General features: G+C 43.4%; 15 protein-coding genes. 5 read left to right on the forward strand and 10 right to left on the reverse strand.

Annotation, left to right across the window (positions count from 1 at the left end):
- Positions 1-215: 215 nt before the first annotated feature.
- From ACRBG0_RS24305 to ACRBG0_RS24320, 4 genes are all read right to left on the reverse strand, one after another.
- On the reverse strand, positions 216-2603 hold the full coding sequence (locus ACRBG0_RS24305; protein WP_431489439.1) for a choice-of-anchor B family protein: 2388 nt from the start codon (positions 2601-2603) through the stop codon (positions 216-218).
- 194 nt (positions 2604-2797) lie between these two features.
- Positions 2798-3226 carry a hotdog fold thioesterase gene (locus ACRBG0_RS24310; RefSeq protein ID WP_431489440.1) on the reverse strand — a complete coding sequence of 143 codons (429 nt, stop codon included), beginning with the start codon at positions 3224-3226 and terminating at the stop codon, positions 2798-2800.
- A gap of 22 nt (positions 3227-3248) precedes the next feature.
- Positions 3249-4667 carry a hypothetical protein gene (locus tag ACRBG0_RS24315; RefSeq protein WP_431489441.1) on the reverse strand — a complete coding sequence of 473 codons (1419 nt, stop codon included), beginning with the start codon at positions 4665-4667 and terminating at the stop codon, positions 3249-3251.
- Positions 4668-4791: 124 nt separating this feature from the next.
- Positions 4792-6642 carry an ArnT family glycosyltransferase gene (locus tag ACRBG0_RS24320; protein ID WP_431489442.1) on the reverse strand — a complete coding sequence of 617 codons (1851 nt, stop codon included), beginning with the start codon at positions 6640-6642 and terminating at the stop codon, positions 4792-4794.
- Positions 6643-6718: 76 nt separating this feature from the next.
- Here ACRBG0_RS24320 and ACRBG0_RS24325 point away from each other — a divergent pair, with 76 nt between their 5' ends.
- The 4 genes from ACRBG0_RS24325 to ACRBG0_RS24340 are packed head-to-tail and all read left to right on the forward strand — an operon-like array spanning position 6719 to position 9898.
- The gene (locus tag ACRBG0_RS24325) at positions 6719-8587 is read left to right on the forward strand and encodes a carbamoyltransferase family protein (RefSeq protein ID WP_431489472.1); all 1869 of its coding nucleotides are present in this window, start codon (positions 6719-6721) and stop codon (positions 8585-8587) included.
- Between the two features lie 11 nt (positions 8588-8598).
- A complete protein-coding gene (locus tag ACRBG0_RS24330) occupies positions 8599-8748 on the forward strand; it encodes a DUF5989 family protein (protein ID WP_020534264.1) in 150 nt (49 codons plus the stop codon).
- A gap of 9 nt (positions 8749-8757) precedes the next feature.
- Complete coding sequence (locus tag ACRBG0_RS24335; protein WP_431489443.1) at positions 8758-9132, forward strand: hypothetical protein; 375 nt, start codon at positions 8758-8760, stop codon at positions 9130-9132.
- A gap of 49 nt (positions 9133-9181) precedes the next feature.
- Positions 9182-9898, forward strand: coding sequence for a glycosyltransferase family 2 protein (locus tag ACRBG0_RS24340; RefSeq protein ID WP_431489444.1), 717 nt, complete (start codon positions 9182-9184; stop codon positions 9896-9898).
- A 101-nt stretch (positions 9899-9999) separates the two neighbouring features.
- Here ACRBG0_RS24340 and ACRBG0_RS24345 read toward each other — a convergent pair whose 3' ends face one another.
- The 6 genes from ACRBG0_RS24345 to ACRBG0_RS24370 all read right to left on the reverse strand — a co-directional run bounded on the left by ACRBG0_RS24345 (position 10000) and on the right by ACRBG0_RS24370 (position 14808).
- Positions 10000-10746 (reverse strand): septal ring lytic transglycosylase RlpA family protein, encoded by a 747-nt coding sequence (locus ACRBG0_RS24345; protein ID WP_431489445.1) that lies wholly within the window; start codon positions 10744-10746, stop codon positions 10000-10002.
- Between the two features lie 105 nt (positions 10747-10851).
- Positions 10852-12165, reverse strand: coding sequence for a bifunctional folylpolyglutamate synthase/dihydrofolate synthase (locus ACRBG0_RS24350; RefSeq protein ID WP_431489446.1), 1314 nt, complete (start codon positions 12163-12165; stop codon positions 10852-10854).
- A gap of 83 nt (positions 12166-12248) precedes the next feature.
- Positions 12249-13163, reverse strand: a complete 915-nt coding sequence (locus ACRBG0_RS24355) for a hypothetical protein (protein WP_431489447.1) — start codon at positions 13161-13163, stop codon at positions 12249-12251.
- Between the two features lie 84 nt (positions 13164-13247).
- Positions 13248-13649 carry an ExbD/TolR family protein gene (locus ACRBG0_RS24360; protein WP_020534270.1) on the reverse strand — a complete coding sequence of 134 codons (402 nt, stop codon included), beginning with the start codon at positions 13647-13649 and terminating at the stop codon, positions 13248-13250.
- 2 nt (positions 13650-13651) lie between these two features.
- A complete protein-coding gene (locus ACRBG0_RS24365) occupies positions 13652-14050 on the reverse strand; it encodes an ExbD/TolR family protein (protein WP_020534271.1) in 399 nt (132 codons plus the stop codon).
- A 62-nt stretch (positions 14051-14112) separates the two neighbouring features.
- Complete coding sequence (locus ACRBG0_RS24370) at positions 14113-14808, reverse strand: MotA/TolQ/ExbB proton channel family protein (protein ID WP_020534272.1); 696 nt, start codon at positions 14806-14808, stop codon at positions 14113-14115.
- Positions 14809-15106: 298 nt separating this feature from the next.
- Here ACRBG0_RS24370 and ACRBG0_RS24375 point away from each other — a divergent pair, with 298 nt between their 5' ends.
- Positions 15107-17632, forward strand: a complete 2526-nt coding sequence (locus tag ACRBG0_RS24375) for a PKD domain-containing protein (RefSeq protein ID WP_431489448.1) — start codon at positions 15107-15109, stop codon at positions 17630-17632.
- Positions 17633-17636: the final 4 nt, after the last annotated feature.

Consider the following 17636-nt stretch of genomic DNA (forward strand, 5'->3'; position numbering starts at 1 on the left):
CAACAGATTGTTGCGCTACTGACAGAAAGACAATTATCGGATGGCTCTTTTAGCAATCCCTGGGGAGCGCCCAATAAAGAAGACGACCCACTCTTGGCTACTGCGCTTGCTATACGGGCACTGAATGCGGTGATTGAGGCAGGGTTTTAATCAAAAGCGGGAAGCCCGTTTGACCGAACTTCCCGCTTCTATTTTTCACTATAAGTTATAAGAACTTACTGCTTAACCACCCGCTGGATCGCTGTTCCCTGACCAGGAACTTCCATCTTAATGGTATAAATACCACGCGGCCAATTAGCCCCTAGTGTGACTGACGCTTGCTGCGCGTTCAAGCTTTGAGTAGCAACTGTTTGCCCTAAAGCATTTACGACCGTCAACTGGCCATTACCGTTCCATACTGGCAACTGGTAATTGAGTACCACCTCTGCCTTGAATGGGTTAGGAGCTACTGACCAATCTACATTTAAAACCAAGTCGTCTGTATTCACCAGCAATTCGCCAGTAACAGCAAAAGCATCTACGGCAGCTTCAACCAGATGGCCATCAGGGTCAAAGTCACTGGTAACAAAACGAATATGCATTTCATCCGTAACCGTGATAAATTCACTTAAGATAATCTGGGAACGCTCCCGCCAAAAACTCTCCGAGGAAGATAGTGTTTCGATAACTGCTTCTTCCGTACCATTTGAAACAATAACCTCTAATTGATCATTCGGGTTACCGTCACCGCCGGCATTAAAAAACCACAAGTTGTATTCTACGACCGGATCAACATAAGTACTGGCCAAGGCCATTATTGGAGAAGTAAGCGTTACACTTGCTCCATCAACATCATCAGAGGCAGCATTACCACCTCCGTTGCCCGTAACGTAGCACTGGTCACCGATATCACCTTCTATATCAAATTCAGGATTAGAGGTTGAACCGCCACTGTAAGTACCGTTAGGCTCTCCAAGTTCCCAGTATCCGGCACGGGTTTCATTGTCTTCCGTGGTGGCCCAGCCCAGATCAATGGCAAAATCATCTTCGTAACCACGACCAAGCTCTATGGTCAGGTCATCATTATTCACGATTGGAAGATCACTGATTAATTTTTGCTCATAGCCCCAAGCGCCAACAAAGACATCGTAATTACCTTCGTAGACTCCCTCAATGAGGAATACACCACTGGAATTGGCAATGAATTCAAAAGTACTTTCGCCATTATCTAAAATGATTTTTGCGCCAGGGATAGGAACAATTACTTCTTCTTCCACCACAAGGCCATTCTTATTATAAGTTGGTAATGGCTGCAAAGGAATATCAAGAATCGTTAATACACCATTATCTATGGTCACTTCTGCTGTAAAAGGCAAGTAACCTGGCTTTAAAACCTCTACCGTATAAGTTCCTGCTGTGGCAATTCCGGTACCATAAGTACCATCAAGACGGGAGTAATTAACATTGGCCTCCTCTGCAACAATTACAATTTCTGCACCACTAATTTGGGCACCAGAAATAGCATCAGTGACGGTCCCTTCGAGATAACAGGCACGTACATAATTAACATCCAAGACATAAAGGCCATTACCAATGTCCGTCAAAAGAACAATACCTGAAGGCAAATAGGGATAAGCTCCCCAAACACCCTGAAATCCTGCTCCAGCACCAAAGAAGGTGTCAAAGTTTCCTACTTCCACCAAGTTGTTAGGCCGAGCAGCATCCACGACAATACCTCCATCAGAGTAATAACTGATGATCAACCAATCCTGCCAAACGTGTACATTATGAGGAATAACCCCATCATTGAGTGTAATCGTTGGACGGTACTGATCTAACTCCTGAATATCATCAGGGTCGCTTACATCGTAAGCAGCTACAGGTGCACTAGGCTTTTCGTCTGTAGTGAAAGCAATGTTGCTATCATCTGACAACCAGATATTGTGTGTAAATTCAAGGGGCGTTGTTTGTACCCCTTCCAGAATAACCTCGTCTTTGTCGGTTACATCGTAAATGGCCATCCGCCCACGGGTGAGCTCCGAGGAGTACATTTTGTTATCCCTAACGTATACATCGTGTGCATAACGGTTAGGTGCAGCACCTGCGTAGATAGGCGTTCCAGGAGTGCTAAAGACATCAATAAATAGCATCCCGCCGTCATTGATGTTACAACCGGCCAGGTAGGCATAACCAAATTCATCAATAAAAATATTATGGCAACGATTAAGCGTTCCCAAGCCGGGGAGGTCTGGTGTCCAGTGGAAAAAATTGACAGATTCCGGTAAATTTTGCAGATCAATGACCGTTACTCCTTCTGTTGAACCACTCTGATCTGTAACTACATAGGCGTATTCCCCCCATGTTTTAAGGTCTCGCCAAGTAGAATTTTGCCCTGGAATAAATGCCACTTCTTCGGCATTATCTGGATCAGAAACATTAACAATAGAAACACCGTTTCTAGCTCCGACTAAAGCATATTCACTTCCGTCAGGAGCTGCATAGCCCCAAACATCGTTGAGATCAGTAGCATATTGAAGATTTGAGCGCAGGGACATATTCAACTGGCTCCATCCCATCGTACTCAACAATAGGAAGAAGCTAAGTGTAAGTAGCTGTTTTTGCATACTAGTCGTTATTATTATTTGGTTCGAAATAGAAGGGCTTAGATGATGTTTCTTGAAAGCTACCACAGCAGCGAAGTGTTCTCGGAATAATTCCATCGAATTGACAACACTTACAAAGTATACCGTGTGATGCAGATATTTTTTTATAAAAAATCTGCCTGCGAAGATAGCCTTAATTTCAGAAGGAAAGGCCCTTAACGACGCTCCACTACTGCAATTGTTATTCGGCTGACACAAACTATTTTTTCATCAGAACGATGAATTTTGATTTCCCATACATGAATTCGGCGGCCTACCTTGATCGGGCGCACCGTACCTGTCACCACCTCCCCTTCTTTAGCAGAATTGAGATGATTGGCATTTATTTCTACACCCACCACTGATTGTGTTGCCCAATCTGCCAGGCAAAACATGGAGGCAACACTACCAAGCGTTTCCGCAAAAGCAACAGAAGCACCGCCATGTAACAAGCGCATAGGCTGAACGGTTCGATGATCAACGGGCATAGTAGCCCTCATGTAATCGTCCCCTACTTCCGTAAATTCAATTCCAAGGTGTTCCGTTAGGCTATTATTTCCAGTAGCTTCAATTTTTTCTAAGGTCGGTAGGGTTTTCCAAATCATGATTTCTATTTTTTTGTACTAATTACTTCCCTTCATATAAATTCCGAATAGGGCCTTTTTCCTCTGGAACAATGAAATATTGATCATTCAACGAATTGAATGGATGAAAACCTATTGGTGACGGAATTCCTCCTTCTAAATTAATCACTGCGTCCACCTGTTCTTCTGATGGAATAATGTAGATAGATCTTGTATTAGACGGTTTTTTCAAGCTTGAAATAAGCATTGTCTCATAAGGCACTGCCCAATCAAGGTTGCTATGGTAAGCAGGGGCATCTGATTTTAACAAGTAAAATCTTCGGTAAGGGCTTTTCTCGGCTAAAGTGACTTGCTCCTTTATCCAGCTTAAGCGTTCACTATACTTGTCGTTTATTTCAATGATTTGTCCTATTCTAAAACAGGAAACCACCGTTACAAAAGTGATCCATATCCATGTTTGGCCAACCCCAATAACCTTATCAACCAATGGTAGTCCTATGAAAATGCCCAAAGGTAGATAGTAACTCTCCAGATACATTTGATCCGATGAGTAATGATAGGTAGTCAATATCAAAACCAACCAGGCAAAAGTACCTGACAACATCAAGGCGATATTCCACCAGCGTTTATGCTTGAAAAGAAAAACCAAATTTACCGCAAGTACAACGGGCAGTAGATAATAAGTAGACAATAATCTTTTGAAAAAGAATACAGTACTTGGCAGGGAAAACAAATTTGTAAACCTCCCCCTAAACCCGGCGAACATTCCTACCGCATTGGCATCATAGGCCCCCAACTCCGCTATTGCATACTTATAGAGTAATACAAGCATCATGGTACCTAGGAGGCTGTAATACCTCCAATCAATAGCTGCCCTTTTTTCATAGGCAAACCAAGCCCACATAAAGAGAAATAAGGTGACGGATAGCGGATGAGCATAAATAACGAGTATCGTCAAGAGTTGCCAGAGGAGCAATAGCCACCAATTTGGTTTTGGTTGCTTAATAACGATAGCAATTGTTAAAATGGAATACATACATCCTTGAATCAATTCTGATTGTATCCAAAAAAAGGTATGAACTTGTGTCAAACCAAAAAACAATACCACCAGCAATGCCAAACGACTTGAATTCAACCATTTCCAGATAAAAACAGCCAATAGAAGTGGATATACCGTAAAAGATAAAGAATACACCTTGAGAATGAGATCAAGAGGAGCACTTGACTTAACAAGTAACAAAGCGGGAAACTGTACAATAGCTGCTCCAAACCGTTGAACCTGAATGGCTAATTTCTGGCTATCTATGACACTAAATATTTGAAAGGCAGCATCAGCATAAAACACACGCTCTTCCCAATAAACGACAGACAAAACCACCAAAAACGCAAGTAACCCCAAGCCAATCAACAGGGCTTTTTCAATTTTTTCCTCTCTTGCATCTTTTCCACTTTGAGTTTTCATACTGGCTGGCTTGTTTCGTTAGAATAACTAACGGCTATAATTTTTTAATATCCAATCTCAAGTCAAAATGAAAACAAGGTATAGAAAAAGGATGTTGGGATTACCTATTCCTAAAATATCTTTTTTACTTCCCTAGTACTACTGAAACTTCATCTGCATATACAACCTGCTGTTCTACCATAAAGTAGACTTTTAGCACTGTTTCAGGGGCCGCATCCCTTGGCACTTTCACCCAAAGACGAACGTACCCCCAATGATCTGGTTCGCCGCCCCAAAGGCTAAACCCAGGATTACCAAGTTTGCTATCAATCCTCACCTGACGGTATTTCTTCATCCCTTTATCATCACTAAACTCCACGACAATAGACGGTGCCGTATACCAGGGGAATTCCTTTTTCTCTTTGTAGCAATAAGCCGATACTTGCAACCAGTCTCTACCTGAAATATCAGCAGCACCTAGAAGGCCTTCGTAGATAGAGGCGTATTTCTGCTCGGGCGTAATTCTCAAAGCCTTTTGTCCACGGTACACAGGAGAACTAACTACATCAAGGGTGCTATCTTGCTGTTCAAAATCAAGCTTCACCAGTTCTTTCTGTTTCATTAGCCCAGTGCTGTCCGGTTGCATTTCATCGCTATCAAAAGCTACCAAGGCATCATAGCTCATTTCTGTTTTACCAAAAACCGAACGGTAATAAGCTCCATTTGCCATTTCACTCCAGAGAACACCTTTACTATGTTGCCAGTTTTGAAACAACTGCAAGCTGATGGCACCAATAGTGAGCAATACCAAAAGGAAAGAGGTCCACTTTCGGCGATCTAAAAAAGCAAAACTATAAGCCAGAGGAATCGCTAATAAAGCATACAATTCCACCATTGGCCGCGAACCAAACCCATTGATATAATACCAGCACCACCAACTGTAAGCAATATAAATATGCAGCGGTAAGATAAGCAGTACAGGCCAAAGCCAATCTCGCTTCCGCAACAATGCTACTATTCCAGCGAGGCTCAAAACCATAATCGGTGAATAAACCAACCAGCCATTTTGAGTAGAAAACAATCCGCTAAATATTTTTGCTCTCGCAAAATCAAAAGCTTCATTGGGATAACTATCAAAAAGCCAATGCCCCGAGGCGTATTTCCAATACAACAACTGAGGAATACCACAAAGAATGAAAATTACTGCCGCTAATAATAACCATCGCCAGTGCTCGCCCCAAAACTTCAGTCGCTCCTGTAATTTAGCCCTATCCGTCAAGCCATAAGCTAACGGGATAGCCAAACACAGTATTTCCACCGGACGAATCAAGGTGATCAAGCCTGCACAAATAGCGGCCAAAATGATCCATAGCTGCCGAGGCTGCGCATAAAAACGCCAGGTGGCATACATCAGGCCTGCATACAACGAAAACAAATAGGCATGAGACATCCCTGCACGGTACACTGCAAAATTGAACAGGTTTGTTCCTAAGGCGAGAACAAGCAAGGTCCAAAACGCAATCTTTGGGTTAAAATGACCGGCTAACAACAAATACAATAAATAGCCGCCCAAAAGGAGATAGAACAGGTTGCCCAGTAAAACACAGAAAACATAAGGAAATGAAAAGCCGTCTTGAGGATAACCCCCATCTAAGCCTGCCCAGGCATGCCCTAATGCAAAAAAAGGCAACTGCAAAATCGCCACCCCGCAAGTGTACTTAATTACCCTATGGCCATTTTCTGCAATAGGTAATTCTCCTCCTGGAGATGGAAAATGAGGGCCTAAATTTGTATAAGGAAATCGCTTCAGGTAACTATCTGAAATGTCCTGCAAATCGCCATAAATAAACGTAGCAGGTAGATAACCATAGTACCCCCAACTGTCTCCACCATAACGAATGCTCGTATCCCATCGCTGGAAATAGCCAAATGAAAAAAGGTAGACAGCGCCAACCAGTAATGCCAGGTAACGAAACCGGAAATAATTAACTTGCATGCTAGCAAAGTTGATAATAAATAGCAGAATAGCCAAAATAAGTACCTTACTGCTGCAAATTTATCTTTTCGGAACAATGAAGATTCTCGGTATCTCCTGTTATTACCATGACGCAGCCGCTGCACTCCTCATCAATGGGGAAGTTATTGCTGCGGCACAGGAGGAGTGGTTTAGTCGCAAAAAGCATGACCCTTCTTTCCCTCATCAAGCCATAGCCTGGATGCTGGAAAGTAATGGCATATCGCTTGAAGAACTGGATGGCATTGCATTCTATGATAAACCTTTCCTCAAATTCGAACGACTATTAGAAACCTATTACCAGCATGCGCCTCGGGGCTGGCGGAGTTTTCTCAAAGCTATTCCGATCTGGATTAAGGAAAAAATATTCCTCAAACAGCAGTTGAGAAAAGAACTGAAGCGTCTTTTTCCTTTGACAAAGGAATGTCCACCATTGTTCTTCACAGAGCACCACCTGTCCCATGCAGCCAGCGCCTTCTACCCTTCTCCTTTTGGCGAGGCTGCTATTTTGACCATCGACGGTGTGGGAGAATGGGCCACAGCTACTATTGCTCATGGCAGTGGAAATCAAATCAAAGTACTCAAGGAATTACACTTCCCTGATTCAGTGGGCTTACTTTACTCCGCTTTTACTTATTTCTTAGGCTTCAAGGTCAACTTTGGCGAATACAAACTGATGGGGTTAGCCCCCTACGGCAAACGTAAAAGTGAACAGACCCAATCATTTGTCAAAAAAATAAAAGAAGCCTTAATTGATCTAAAATCTGATGGTTCACTTGCCTTAAACCAACGTTATTTCAAGTATTCAACCGGCGATCGGATGACAGATGATAAAAAGTGGGAAGATTTATTTGGGTTTCCTCGCCGAGAACCAGAAAGTGCCTTTGAGCAACAGCACAGCAACTTGGCACTAGCTATACAAAGTGTCACAGAAGAAATTGTCCTAAAAATGGCCGCTACTACAGCCGCACTCACCGGTAGTAAGCAGCTCTGTTTAGCAGGAGGTGTGGCATTGAACTGCGTAGCAAACGGTGCTTTACATCGCCAACAATTATTCGCCAACCTCTGGATACAACCCGCAGCAGGTGATGCTGGTGGAGCAATTGGGGCAGCAATCGCAGCACATCATATTTTCTTTGGACAAGAGCGTAGTAACCTCAATCGAGAGAACGACGCCATGAAAGGTGCCTATCTCGGGCCAGAATACACCTCCTTTGACATTGAAAAAGTGGCTAAAAAATACCACGCTCCCTATCAACATTTCTCTAACCAAAGCGAGCTTTGCAAAAAAACAGCAGCACTCATCGCTGAAGGTGCTTGCATAGGTTGGTACCAAGGTCGACAGGAATTTGGACCACGAGCCTTGGGGAATCGAAGTATCTTGGGCGATCCTCGGAATCCTGAGATGCAACAAAAACTCAACCTAAAGATAAAATTCAGAGAAAGCTTCCGTCCTTTTGCCCCTTCCGTACTCGCAGAAGACGCCGCTGAATATTTCGACCTTGATGGTGACAGTCCTTACATGCTTCTTGTCGCTGAAGTAAAGCCTGAACGTAAAAACAAACTGCCTCCGGAATATGACCAACTGCCTATGCAGGAAAAAATAAACAGTACCCGCTCCGATATCCCAGCAGTCACTCATGTAGATTTTTCGGCTAGAGTACAGACCGTACACCAGGACACAAATCCCAAGTACTATCAACTTCTTCAGCATTTTAAACAACTAACGGGCTGCGCTGTATTGGTAAATACCAGTTTTAATGTTCGGGGAGAACCTGTCGTTTGTACTCCTGAGGATGCTTTTCATTGTTTTATTCGCACCCACATGGACTACCTGGTTTTGGGAGATTATCTTTTCTCAAAAAGTCAATTGACACCCAACCCCAAGACGACAGCAATTACAAATCATACTTTTACACTTGACTAAATTTTCTTGGAATGGAATTCTTGAAAGACCTTTGGAACTTTATGATGGAAAGAAAAAAATGGTGGTTAGTTCCCATTATTTTAGTGGTTTTACTCATTGGCGTTTTGCTTCTTTTTGCTGAAAGCTCAGCCGTTGGTTCCTTTATTTACACCCTATTCTAAATAAAAATAATGGATACCAAACCTGCCCATCCACCTTATGAAGCTGCGCTAGCCGTTACTTTTCTGCTTTTGCTGTTACACTATTTTTTCTTTTCCGAACAACCTAAATTGCTTGCTATAAGCCTGATTTTTGTATTGCTCTGCCTACTAAGCCCTGCTTTCACGCATATAGTAGAACGGTTCTGGAATCTCTTTACGCGTACCATTGGTGGGGTGATGAATAACATTCTCTTGACAATAGTGTTTTTCCTCTTACTTACGCCTATAGCAATGCTTTACCGGCGTTTCAAAAAAAACACCTTCTACAAATCCAATACAGAAAACAGTTACTTCATTAATCGTAACCATACTTACAAAAAAAGAGACTTGAAAAACCCTTGGTGATCCATATTTTAGGAACTTTGTTACCTTTGCTCCGCTAAAAATTAAAGCTATGTCAACCACCTTGTCGATTGTTATTCCTGCTTACAATGAAGAGCGTACTATTCACCTTATTCTGGATAAGGTAAAAGCAGTGGAATTGGTTGGTGGCTGGCAAAAAGAGGTGCTAATCATCAACGATGCCTCCTCCGACGATACCAAAGGCGCCATTGAACGCTACTGTAGCAGCAACCCTGATTTTCCGATTACTTATTTTGAACATGAGTACAACAAAGGAAAGGGAGCCGCATTGCACACCGGCATCAAAGAAGCCACTGGAGAATACCTTATCATTCAAGATGCTGACCTGGAATACGATCCAGAGGAATACAACATTCTGCTCAAACCCATCCAAAATGGCCAGGCAGATGTAGTTTACGGTTCTCGCTTTATTGGAGGACACCCACACCGCATCCTCTTCTTTTGGCATTCCATCGGCAACAAGTTTCTCACTTTCCTGTCTAATGCGTTCACCAACCTGAATTTGACAGACATGGAAACCTGCTATAAACTCTTCCGATCGGAATACGTCAAACAACTAACGCTCAAAGAAAATCGCTTTGGTTTTGAACCCGAAGTAACCGCTAAGATTTCCCGCATACCCAATATTCGCATCTATGAAGTAGGTATTTCCTACTACGGACGCACCTACGCAGAAGGCAAAAAAATCAACTGGCGCGACGGTTTCCGGGCGATTTACTGTATTCTGAAATACAACCTATTTTCGTAAGGATGTAAGGGGTTGTACAGCCTAGGTGTAAGAGTGTAAAGGTTCCGTGTATCTAAAACAACTTTTACACACTTACACTTCACCAACGTTTACACTATAAATCAATCCTGCGTAATTGCAGTGACAAAACCTCGCATTTTGTACTTACGTAAAAGATTGTCCCGATAAACTGCTGCGGCTTCTCTGTTCTCGAAAGGGCCAAGAACGACCTGGTGTACATTGCCACGCAAACGGATCAGCACCTTGCTGTAACCTTTTGCCTGTAGATCCGCAGCAACCTTCGATGCGTTGTCATACACACGATAAGAACCTACCTGCACGCCAAAACCTTCCTGTATAGGCGCTAGTGCATCCGCACGGTAAGTGCCCTGACCTTCTATTACTGGAGTAGAAACAGCAACGTCTGGTACCGATTTCCCAGTATTTTCATAAGAAGCTGGCTGGTCTGAAGCAGCAGGTGACGGACGATAACGACCACCGCAAGCCAATTTTCCAGTACCTAACTTAACCAACTCTAAACGTACCGCGGTAATACCATCACGGATCAGGCCTATCTGCTCGGCAGCAGCACCAGAAACATCAACAATCCGACCTGCTTTATGCGGGCCACAGTCGTTTACTCTTACCTCTACTGCACGGCCATCATCCACACGAATGACTCGAAGCGTCGTACCAATGGGATAATCCTTATTGGCACAAGTAAAACCATCGTGTTTATAGCGTTCTCCGGAAGAAGTTTTTCTACCATCAAGACCGGGTGCATAATAGGAAGCAATCCCGTAATTGGTTTGCCCAAACAAGCAAACAGAAACAGCAGTTAAGAATAAAACAGAGAGGAAGGTTCTCATGGGTTTAGGGTTTAGTAGATAATCTGGTAAAAAACGATCAAGACAGAATATTAATTGTGTGTAAACTTACAAAAAGTCCGTAGATATCCTTGGACCAATATTCAGCTAAAGAACCTCCGCCACCGTAAAAATACTGCCCCCTACGAAGATCGTATCCTCTACAGATGCAGCTCTTTTAGCTGCCCTCAGTGCATTCCTAACACTGGAATACGTTCTTCCTTGCAATTCAAACAGGGCCGCTGTCTGCTGTAAATCCTTGGCAGGAAGCCCTCTTGGAATATCAGCTTTTGCAAAATAGTATTTCGCCCCTTTGGGAAACAATGGTAATACCTGGTCTAGCTTTTTATCATTTACAACTCCCATCACAATATGCAATTCTCCAGGTAAGGTATTGAGTTGTTCCATAATAGCTCGCAATCCTCCTTCATTATGGGCGCTATCTACTAATACCCGCGGTTGGTCGCTCAATAATTGCCAACGCCCCTGAAAACGCGTTAATGCCCGGAGATTAGACCATCCTTCCTGGATGGCATCAAAAGGTAAAAAGCGATCAGCCTCATGCATTTGCCATACCTCTAAGGCTGCGAGTGCTGTCTGGATATTCAACTGTTGATAACCGCCATGTAAATTAATCGCCAACTCATTAATGTATGGCTTGTTCTGCCGGCTGATTTGGTAATAAGAATGAGTAAGGTCTTGCTTTGATTTTCTCGCTTGAAAAAGCTGGTCTGCAAACACCAATGGAGCCTCCAACTCCATCGCTTTTGTGCGAAACACATTGGCGGTAGCTTTCTGGGTTTCCCCAATAACGACAGGCACTCCTCTTTTAATAATTCCAGCTTTCTCTCCAGCAATTTCCGGCAAAGTGTCCCCCAGGAATTGCTGGTGATCAAAGCTGATATTAGTGATCACAGCCAATTCCGGTGCCAATACATTGGTAGAATCTAATCGCCCACCCAGGCCCACCTCTACAACAGCAATATCCACCTTTTGCTCAGCAAAATATTGAAAAGCCATCGCAACAGTAATTTCAAAAAAACTAGGCCTGATTCTCGATAATTCCGGTTGAATACACTCCACAAAATCCACAACAAATTTCCGAGAAACGTATTTCCCATCGACCTTGATGCGTTCCCTAAAATCTTTAAAATGTGGAGAGGTATACAGTCCTGTTTTATAGCCCCCTGCTTGCAAAGCAGCGCCTAACAAATGAGTCACGGATCCTTTACCGTTGGTGCCTCCCACGTGGATACTGGCAAACTTTGATTCTGGACTACCTAATACAGCAAGTAAATCTCGAATATTGGTCAGGTCTTTCTTAAAAGCAACACTCCCCACCCTTTGATACATAGGCAGTTGCTCGTAGAGGAAGGTTAATGTCTCGGTATAATTCATGGCGTTATATTGCGCAAAAGGCATTTAAGGAGAGTTTCCTTAAATGCCTTTTTACATGTATCAAACTAGCGCTTTGTCAACATTGACAGCTCACTTAGTAAGATCGATTACTGTACTTTAAAGTTATAGGTAATTGTACCACACTGGCGATCAACAGAACCACTAGAAAAGCCCCATGATTTGGCATTTCTGATAGCGGCATTTACCAATTGGCTATCCGTAGTCGTAGATCCACGCTGGGTAAATTTAACAGAACCAGGGTCTACACTACCACTTGCATTTACGCAAAGGCTGATGACAACCGTTCCTGATTTTTGGCTATTCTCTACCAATCGTGGAGAGTTAGAAACACCTCTGCTTCCTAGGCCACCACCAACAGTACCGCTACCGAAGCTTTTGGTACCAATGTTACTGGAATTAGGATCACCGTTTGTGGCACCGCCATCACCTGGAGTATTCGTAGTTCCTCCACCTCCACCAGAATTAAACAACCCTCCAACTTGATCACGGGTTGCTTGCGCAGCAGCTTCGCGTGCTTTACGCTGGCGCTCTGCCTCTGCGGCATCAGCCTGACGTTGGCGTTCTCTTTCTGCTTCGGCTGCACGTTCTCGGCGTTCGGCGTCTTCCTCTGCTTTGCGTTCGGCAGCTTCCCGTTCTTGTTTCTTGCGTATAGCAATTGCTTGGGCATCATCTGTCGTTACAACATCACGCTGTGGTGGCTCTGGATTAGGGTCGGCAGCAGCAGGAGGCGGGAGTTCTTCTTCCTGAGGCTCCGGTTGCACCTCAGGTTCTGAGGCTTCTTCCGTCTCGGTAGTTGTTGCCATTGGAGCATTCAATTCCTCTCCCATTCCAATATCAGGAATACCCAAGTTGACCTGAATACCTTCCTGTCCCGGGGGCGGATTTTGGTACCAAAATAATGGTAACAACAGAATTATTACCAGAAGAAGGAACATCAAGCCACCGGCGAGTTGCCCTTTACGTTTATTCTCTAGTTCTTTGGCCGTTAATATATCGTCCATTATTACTTGTTTTTTGCTCTTTAATTTCGTGCTCTTCTTTAGATGCAGAAATATACCCGATTACATAAAGAGCATCATTTCTTATTATTTCTCCGGTGCCAAAACCCTATTGATCTCAAACTTCAGCGTCAAATCCATGACTGCCACAACGTTTTCAACCTTAGCGCCTTTATCAATAGAAATGATTACACTTTCTGACTTTGGCGCCTTCCCAGCGCTTAGGCTCCGAAGTTGATCTTCCATCTCAATCAAGGTTATACTCTTATTATTGAAATAATAACGACCTCGATTATTGATTTTAATTTCATCCAGGGTACGTGTGGTATTAACCCGCTTTTGCGTACTACCTGGCAGATTAAAATTAATGGCATTAGGCGCCACCAATGTTGAAGTCAACATAAAAAAGATCAACAACAAGAAGATAATATCCGTCAAAGAGGACATACTGAATTCTGCACTAACCTTTGCTCTTTTCTTAAGGCCCATAATTATGATCTTGGTTGAGTGGCTAAAATTGCCTGCACCTTAAGTGCTGCTGCAATTCCTAATATTTCCGTTACTTTCTCAAAGTCAGTACCAACTTCTGCTACAATGGTAATGGCAGTATGCTCCTTGTCATTGATTCCCCTCACCTTAGTTCGAATGACTCCCACCAGATCACTTTGGCGTACATCCTGATCATCCACCATATAGGCACCATCTTTTGTGATACTTACGACAATAGACACCGGAGCTACCGTCTTCGAATCTGATTGTGGCAAATCGAAGGGTTGGATCCGAACAAAATTAGACGTTAACATAAAGAAGATAAGTAACAGAAAAATAATGTCCGTCAAAGAAGACATGCTGAATTCTGCACTAACCTTGTTCTTTTTCTTAAACCCCATGGTAATTTATTTTTTGCGAACTCCCTAAAGTCATAAAAGACGCGATGTATCGCGCCTTTACATTATACGGTAGGCTCCTGCAAAAGATCCATGAAGTCAACAGTCGTGCGCTCCATTTTGTAGACAACTTTCTCTACACTGGAAACAAGAATATTGTACCCCACAAAAGCTAAAATACCAATAAATAATCCACCTGCAGTGGTGATCAGGGCTTGGTAAATACCTTCTGCTAATTGATCTGGCGCAACATTCTTTTCTGTTGCCATTTTCTGGAAGGCTGCGATCATACCTGTTACTGTTCCAAAGAAACCAATCATCGGCGCTGCACCAGCAATAGAAGCCAACGTACTGAGATTTTTTTCCAAGCGGAAGATTTCCAGGTTACCGACATTCTCGATAGCAGCGTCGATATCACGTAAGGGTTTGCCGATACGCTGCAAGCCTTTCTCTACCATACGTGCTACAGGAGAATCTGTAGACTGACAGAGTGCTTTTGCACCAGCAATATTACCTGAAGAAACATTGGCACGAATATTATTGATGAAGTTCTCATCTACCCGCCCTGCTTGCTTAATTGTCGCATAACGCTCAATAAAGATAACAGTAGCAATAACGGCCAATGCTAACAAAATAGCTACAATAATGACACCCATGGTACCACTACTAGCTATAATTGAAAATAAACTCTCACTTTCTTGAGTTGGTTCTTCCGTTCCGATATTAGCTGTCTGGAAAAACAAAAGGAGGTGGTTGAACATGTGGTTCATCGTTTTTTATGAATAAGTCCTTAGTAGTTTGAGCTAAAACAGGCTATACAACTTTGTTTTAAGGTCTCTATATAAGTACTCCTCACGTTCCAATGGTCCGTAATTTTCGCTTTTTGTAAACCCCAAAGTTGGATAACTTATTTTTTACACGCTCTCTTAACGTATGTTAAGGCCGCAAATTATTAAAAAGCCGGAAGAATCCAGAAAATATTTTAAACTAGTCCCAAATAAGCTCTTCCGAAAATAGCTTATTTTTACAATTCTTTCACTTCGTCATCCCAAATACCCTATGAAATACACTTGTTTAATTTGTGTTTTTTTACTCCCTATCTTTCTTTTTTGCCAAACAAGTATAGGCGGACAAATCAATGTTTACGGGCAATTGGCCAGCCAGAATACCTGTACCAATACACTCTTACTTGAGAATGCTAGTGATTTTACTCCAGGCATGGGCTTAATCATTCTCCAAATGAATGGAGCTAATATTGATCTTAGTAATACAGATAATTACGGAAACATCACTGACTTGAATGGTGCTGGCCAATACGAGTACAACCGCATAAGTAGTATCACCGGAAATGAAATAAGCCTTGAATTTGCACTCGTCAATGAATACAGTGGCAATAATACCCAAGTCATTGGCTTTCAGGTTTACCAGGATGCAAGTGTAGATAATACCCTGACTCCCGCCCTATGGGACGGAGCCACTGGTGGTGTTATAGCAATAGAAGTAACCGGCACACTTACGCTAAATGCTGATATTGATGCTAGTGGAAGTGGCTTTCGGGGAGGAGCTCCTATTAGCATAGAAGACAACAATTGCAACTTCCTTACAAATGCGAATGATTTTGCTTATGCCGACAACAATTGGAGAGGGGCTCCGAAAGGCGAAGGAATAGGTGCTGCCAATAGCAGTGAACCTTTTGGTCGTGGCGCACAAGCTAACGGTGGAGGTGGCGGCAATGACCACAACAGTGGTGGCGGCGGCGGGAGCTTAGTTACTACAGGTGGACAAGGTGGCCGCAACAATGAACCCAGCACTTTTGGCTGTGATGGTGATTTCCCTGGCCGAGGAGGAAAAACACTACTGAATGATAGTTCGCTAGCCTTTCTTGGCGGCGGCGGCGGTAGCGGCCATGCCAACAACAATACACTTTCCGGTGGCGGAAACGGTGGCGGAATCATTTTCATCAAAGCCGAAGCTATCAACTTTGCGGGCGGGCATATTCTCAGCAATGGAAATAATGCCAATAACCTTAATGGTGATGGTGGCGGCGGCGGCGGTGCAGGAGGAAGTATATTTATCCTAACCAATTCCGTCAGCGGTGAAGTGCAAATCGCGGCTCAGGGAGGCGACGGAGCGACGGTAAACAATAGCAATGCTGACCGTTGCTTTGGCCCCGGCGGTGGCGGTAGTGGAGGAATCTTAAAATCCAATACATCCCTTCTGGCTGATCTTACAGGTGGAAATGCAGGCTTGAGTATTAACTCAACGAGCTGCGGAGAAAGTAGTAATGGAGCAGAAAATGGCAACGATGGATTAACAACATCAATAATGGCTTTGCCACAAGGTGAACTTTTTGCCGCACCTACGCTGATGGCACTGACCGGAGACACCACCGTGTGCAATGGCACGCTTCTTACACTCATTGCCTTGAGTTCAGGTAATAACTACAACCTTCAATGGCAACGTCTTGTGGATGGAACATGGAGTGACCTGGTAGAAGCTCCAGGTGTTTTAACTGGCACTCAAACCGATAGCCTCCACTTTCAAGCAAATGAAACTTTCACTGGAAGTTACCGCTTGACACTTCTTCCTGAAGGTGATTGTTTTGCTGAGATCATTACTACAGCTATCAATGTAAATATTTTACCCTTACCAACAGGTAACCCTTCCTATTTCACCAATGGTAACGATGTGTCTTTTTCTGCCAATACCAGTAGTGGAAACAGTTGGAATTGGAGTTTTTTAGCAGGGCAAGGCAGTACGGAGGAAAATCCTTCCTTTACCTTTCCGGGGCCTGGAGAATATCCAGTAACACTTAGTATTGCGAATGAATGCGGTTCTGCTACTTACGATCTGTTAGTAAGCCTTAGCGAGCCGCTTGTTGCACAAATAAGCAGCAGCAGTATTGAAGGATGCGCTCCTTTGGTTGTTTTATTTGAAGACCAATCGACAGGTAGTGTAGATAATCGAGCATGGACTTTTCCAGGTGGTACCCCTACTAGCAGCACAGTAGTCGCACCTGTTGTCACGTTTACGGAACCTGGCATTTACACGGTAAACTTAAGCATTAGTAACAGTACTAGCAGTGCCAGTAGCAATCAGCAAATTACGGTCGTGGTTCCCCCTATTCCTTCTTTTGAGATTACCACTGATGGCTTGATGATTAGTTTACAGAACAATTCGCTCAATGCCACAAATTTTTCCTGGAACTTTGGAGACGAAAACACCAGCACACTAGAGAACCCTGTACATACTTACAGTAGCCCTGGCGTATATGAAGTAAGCCTAAGTGCCAGCAATAACTATTGCGGCGTTGCAATTGCACAAACCATCAACGTCGACGTATCGGCTGTTTCAACCCCCAACAGTTTCCCACTGATTATCAGTCCAAACCCTACATCAGGATGGGTGGATGTACAAAACTGGCAAAGTGGAGAACTTGTGCTCATTGACCACACTGGTCGTTATTTAACAACCTGGAAGTCTATTACCAATCGCATAGACATGAGGACATTCCCTGCTGGCTTATACTTTCTCCGCTACACTGATGGTACGCAATACTATTGGTTCAGGATCATTAAACAGTAATCCT

This window comes from Lewinella sp. (assembly GCF_050633125.1).
GTDB lineage: Bacteria > Bacteroidota > Bacteroidia > Chitinophagales > Saprospiraceae > Lewinella.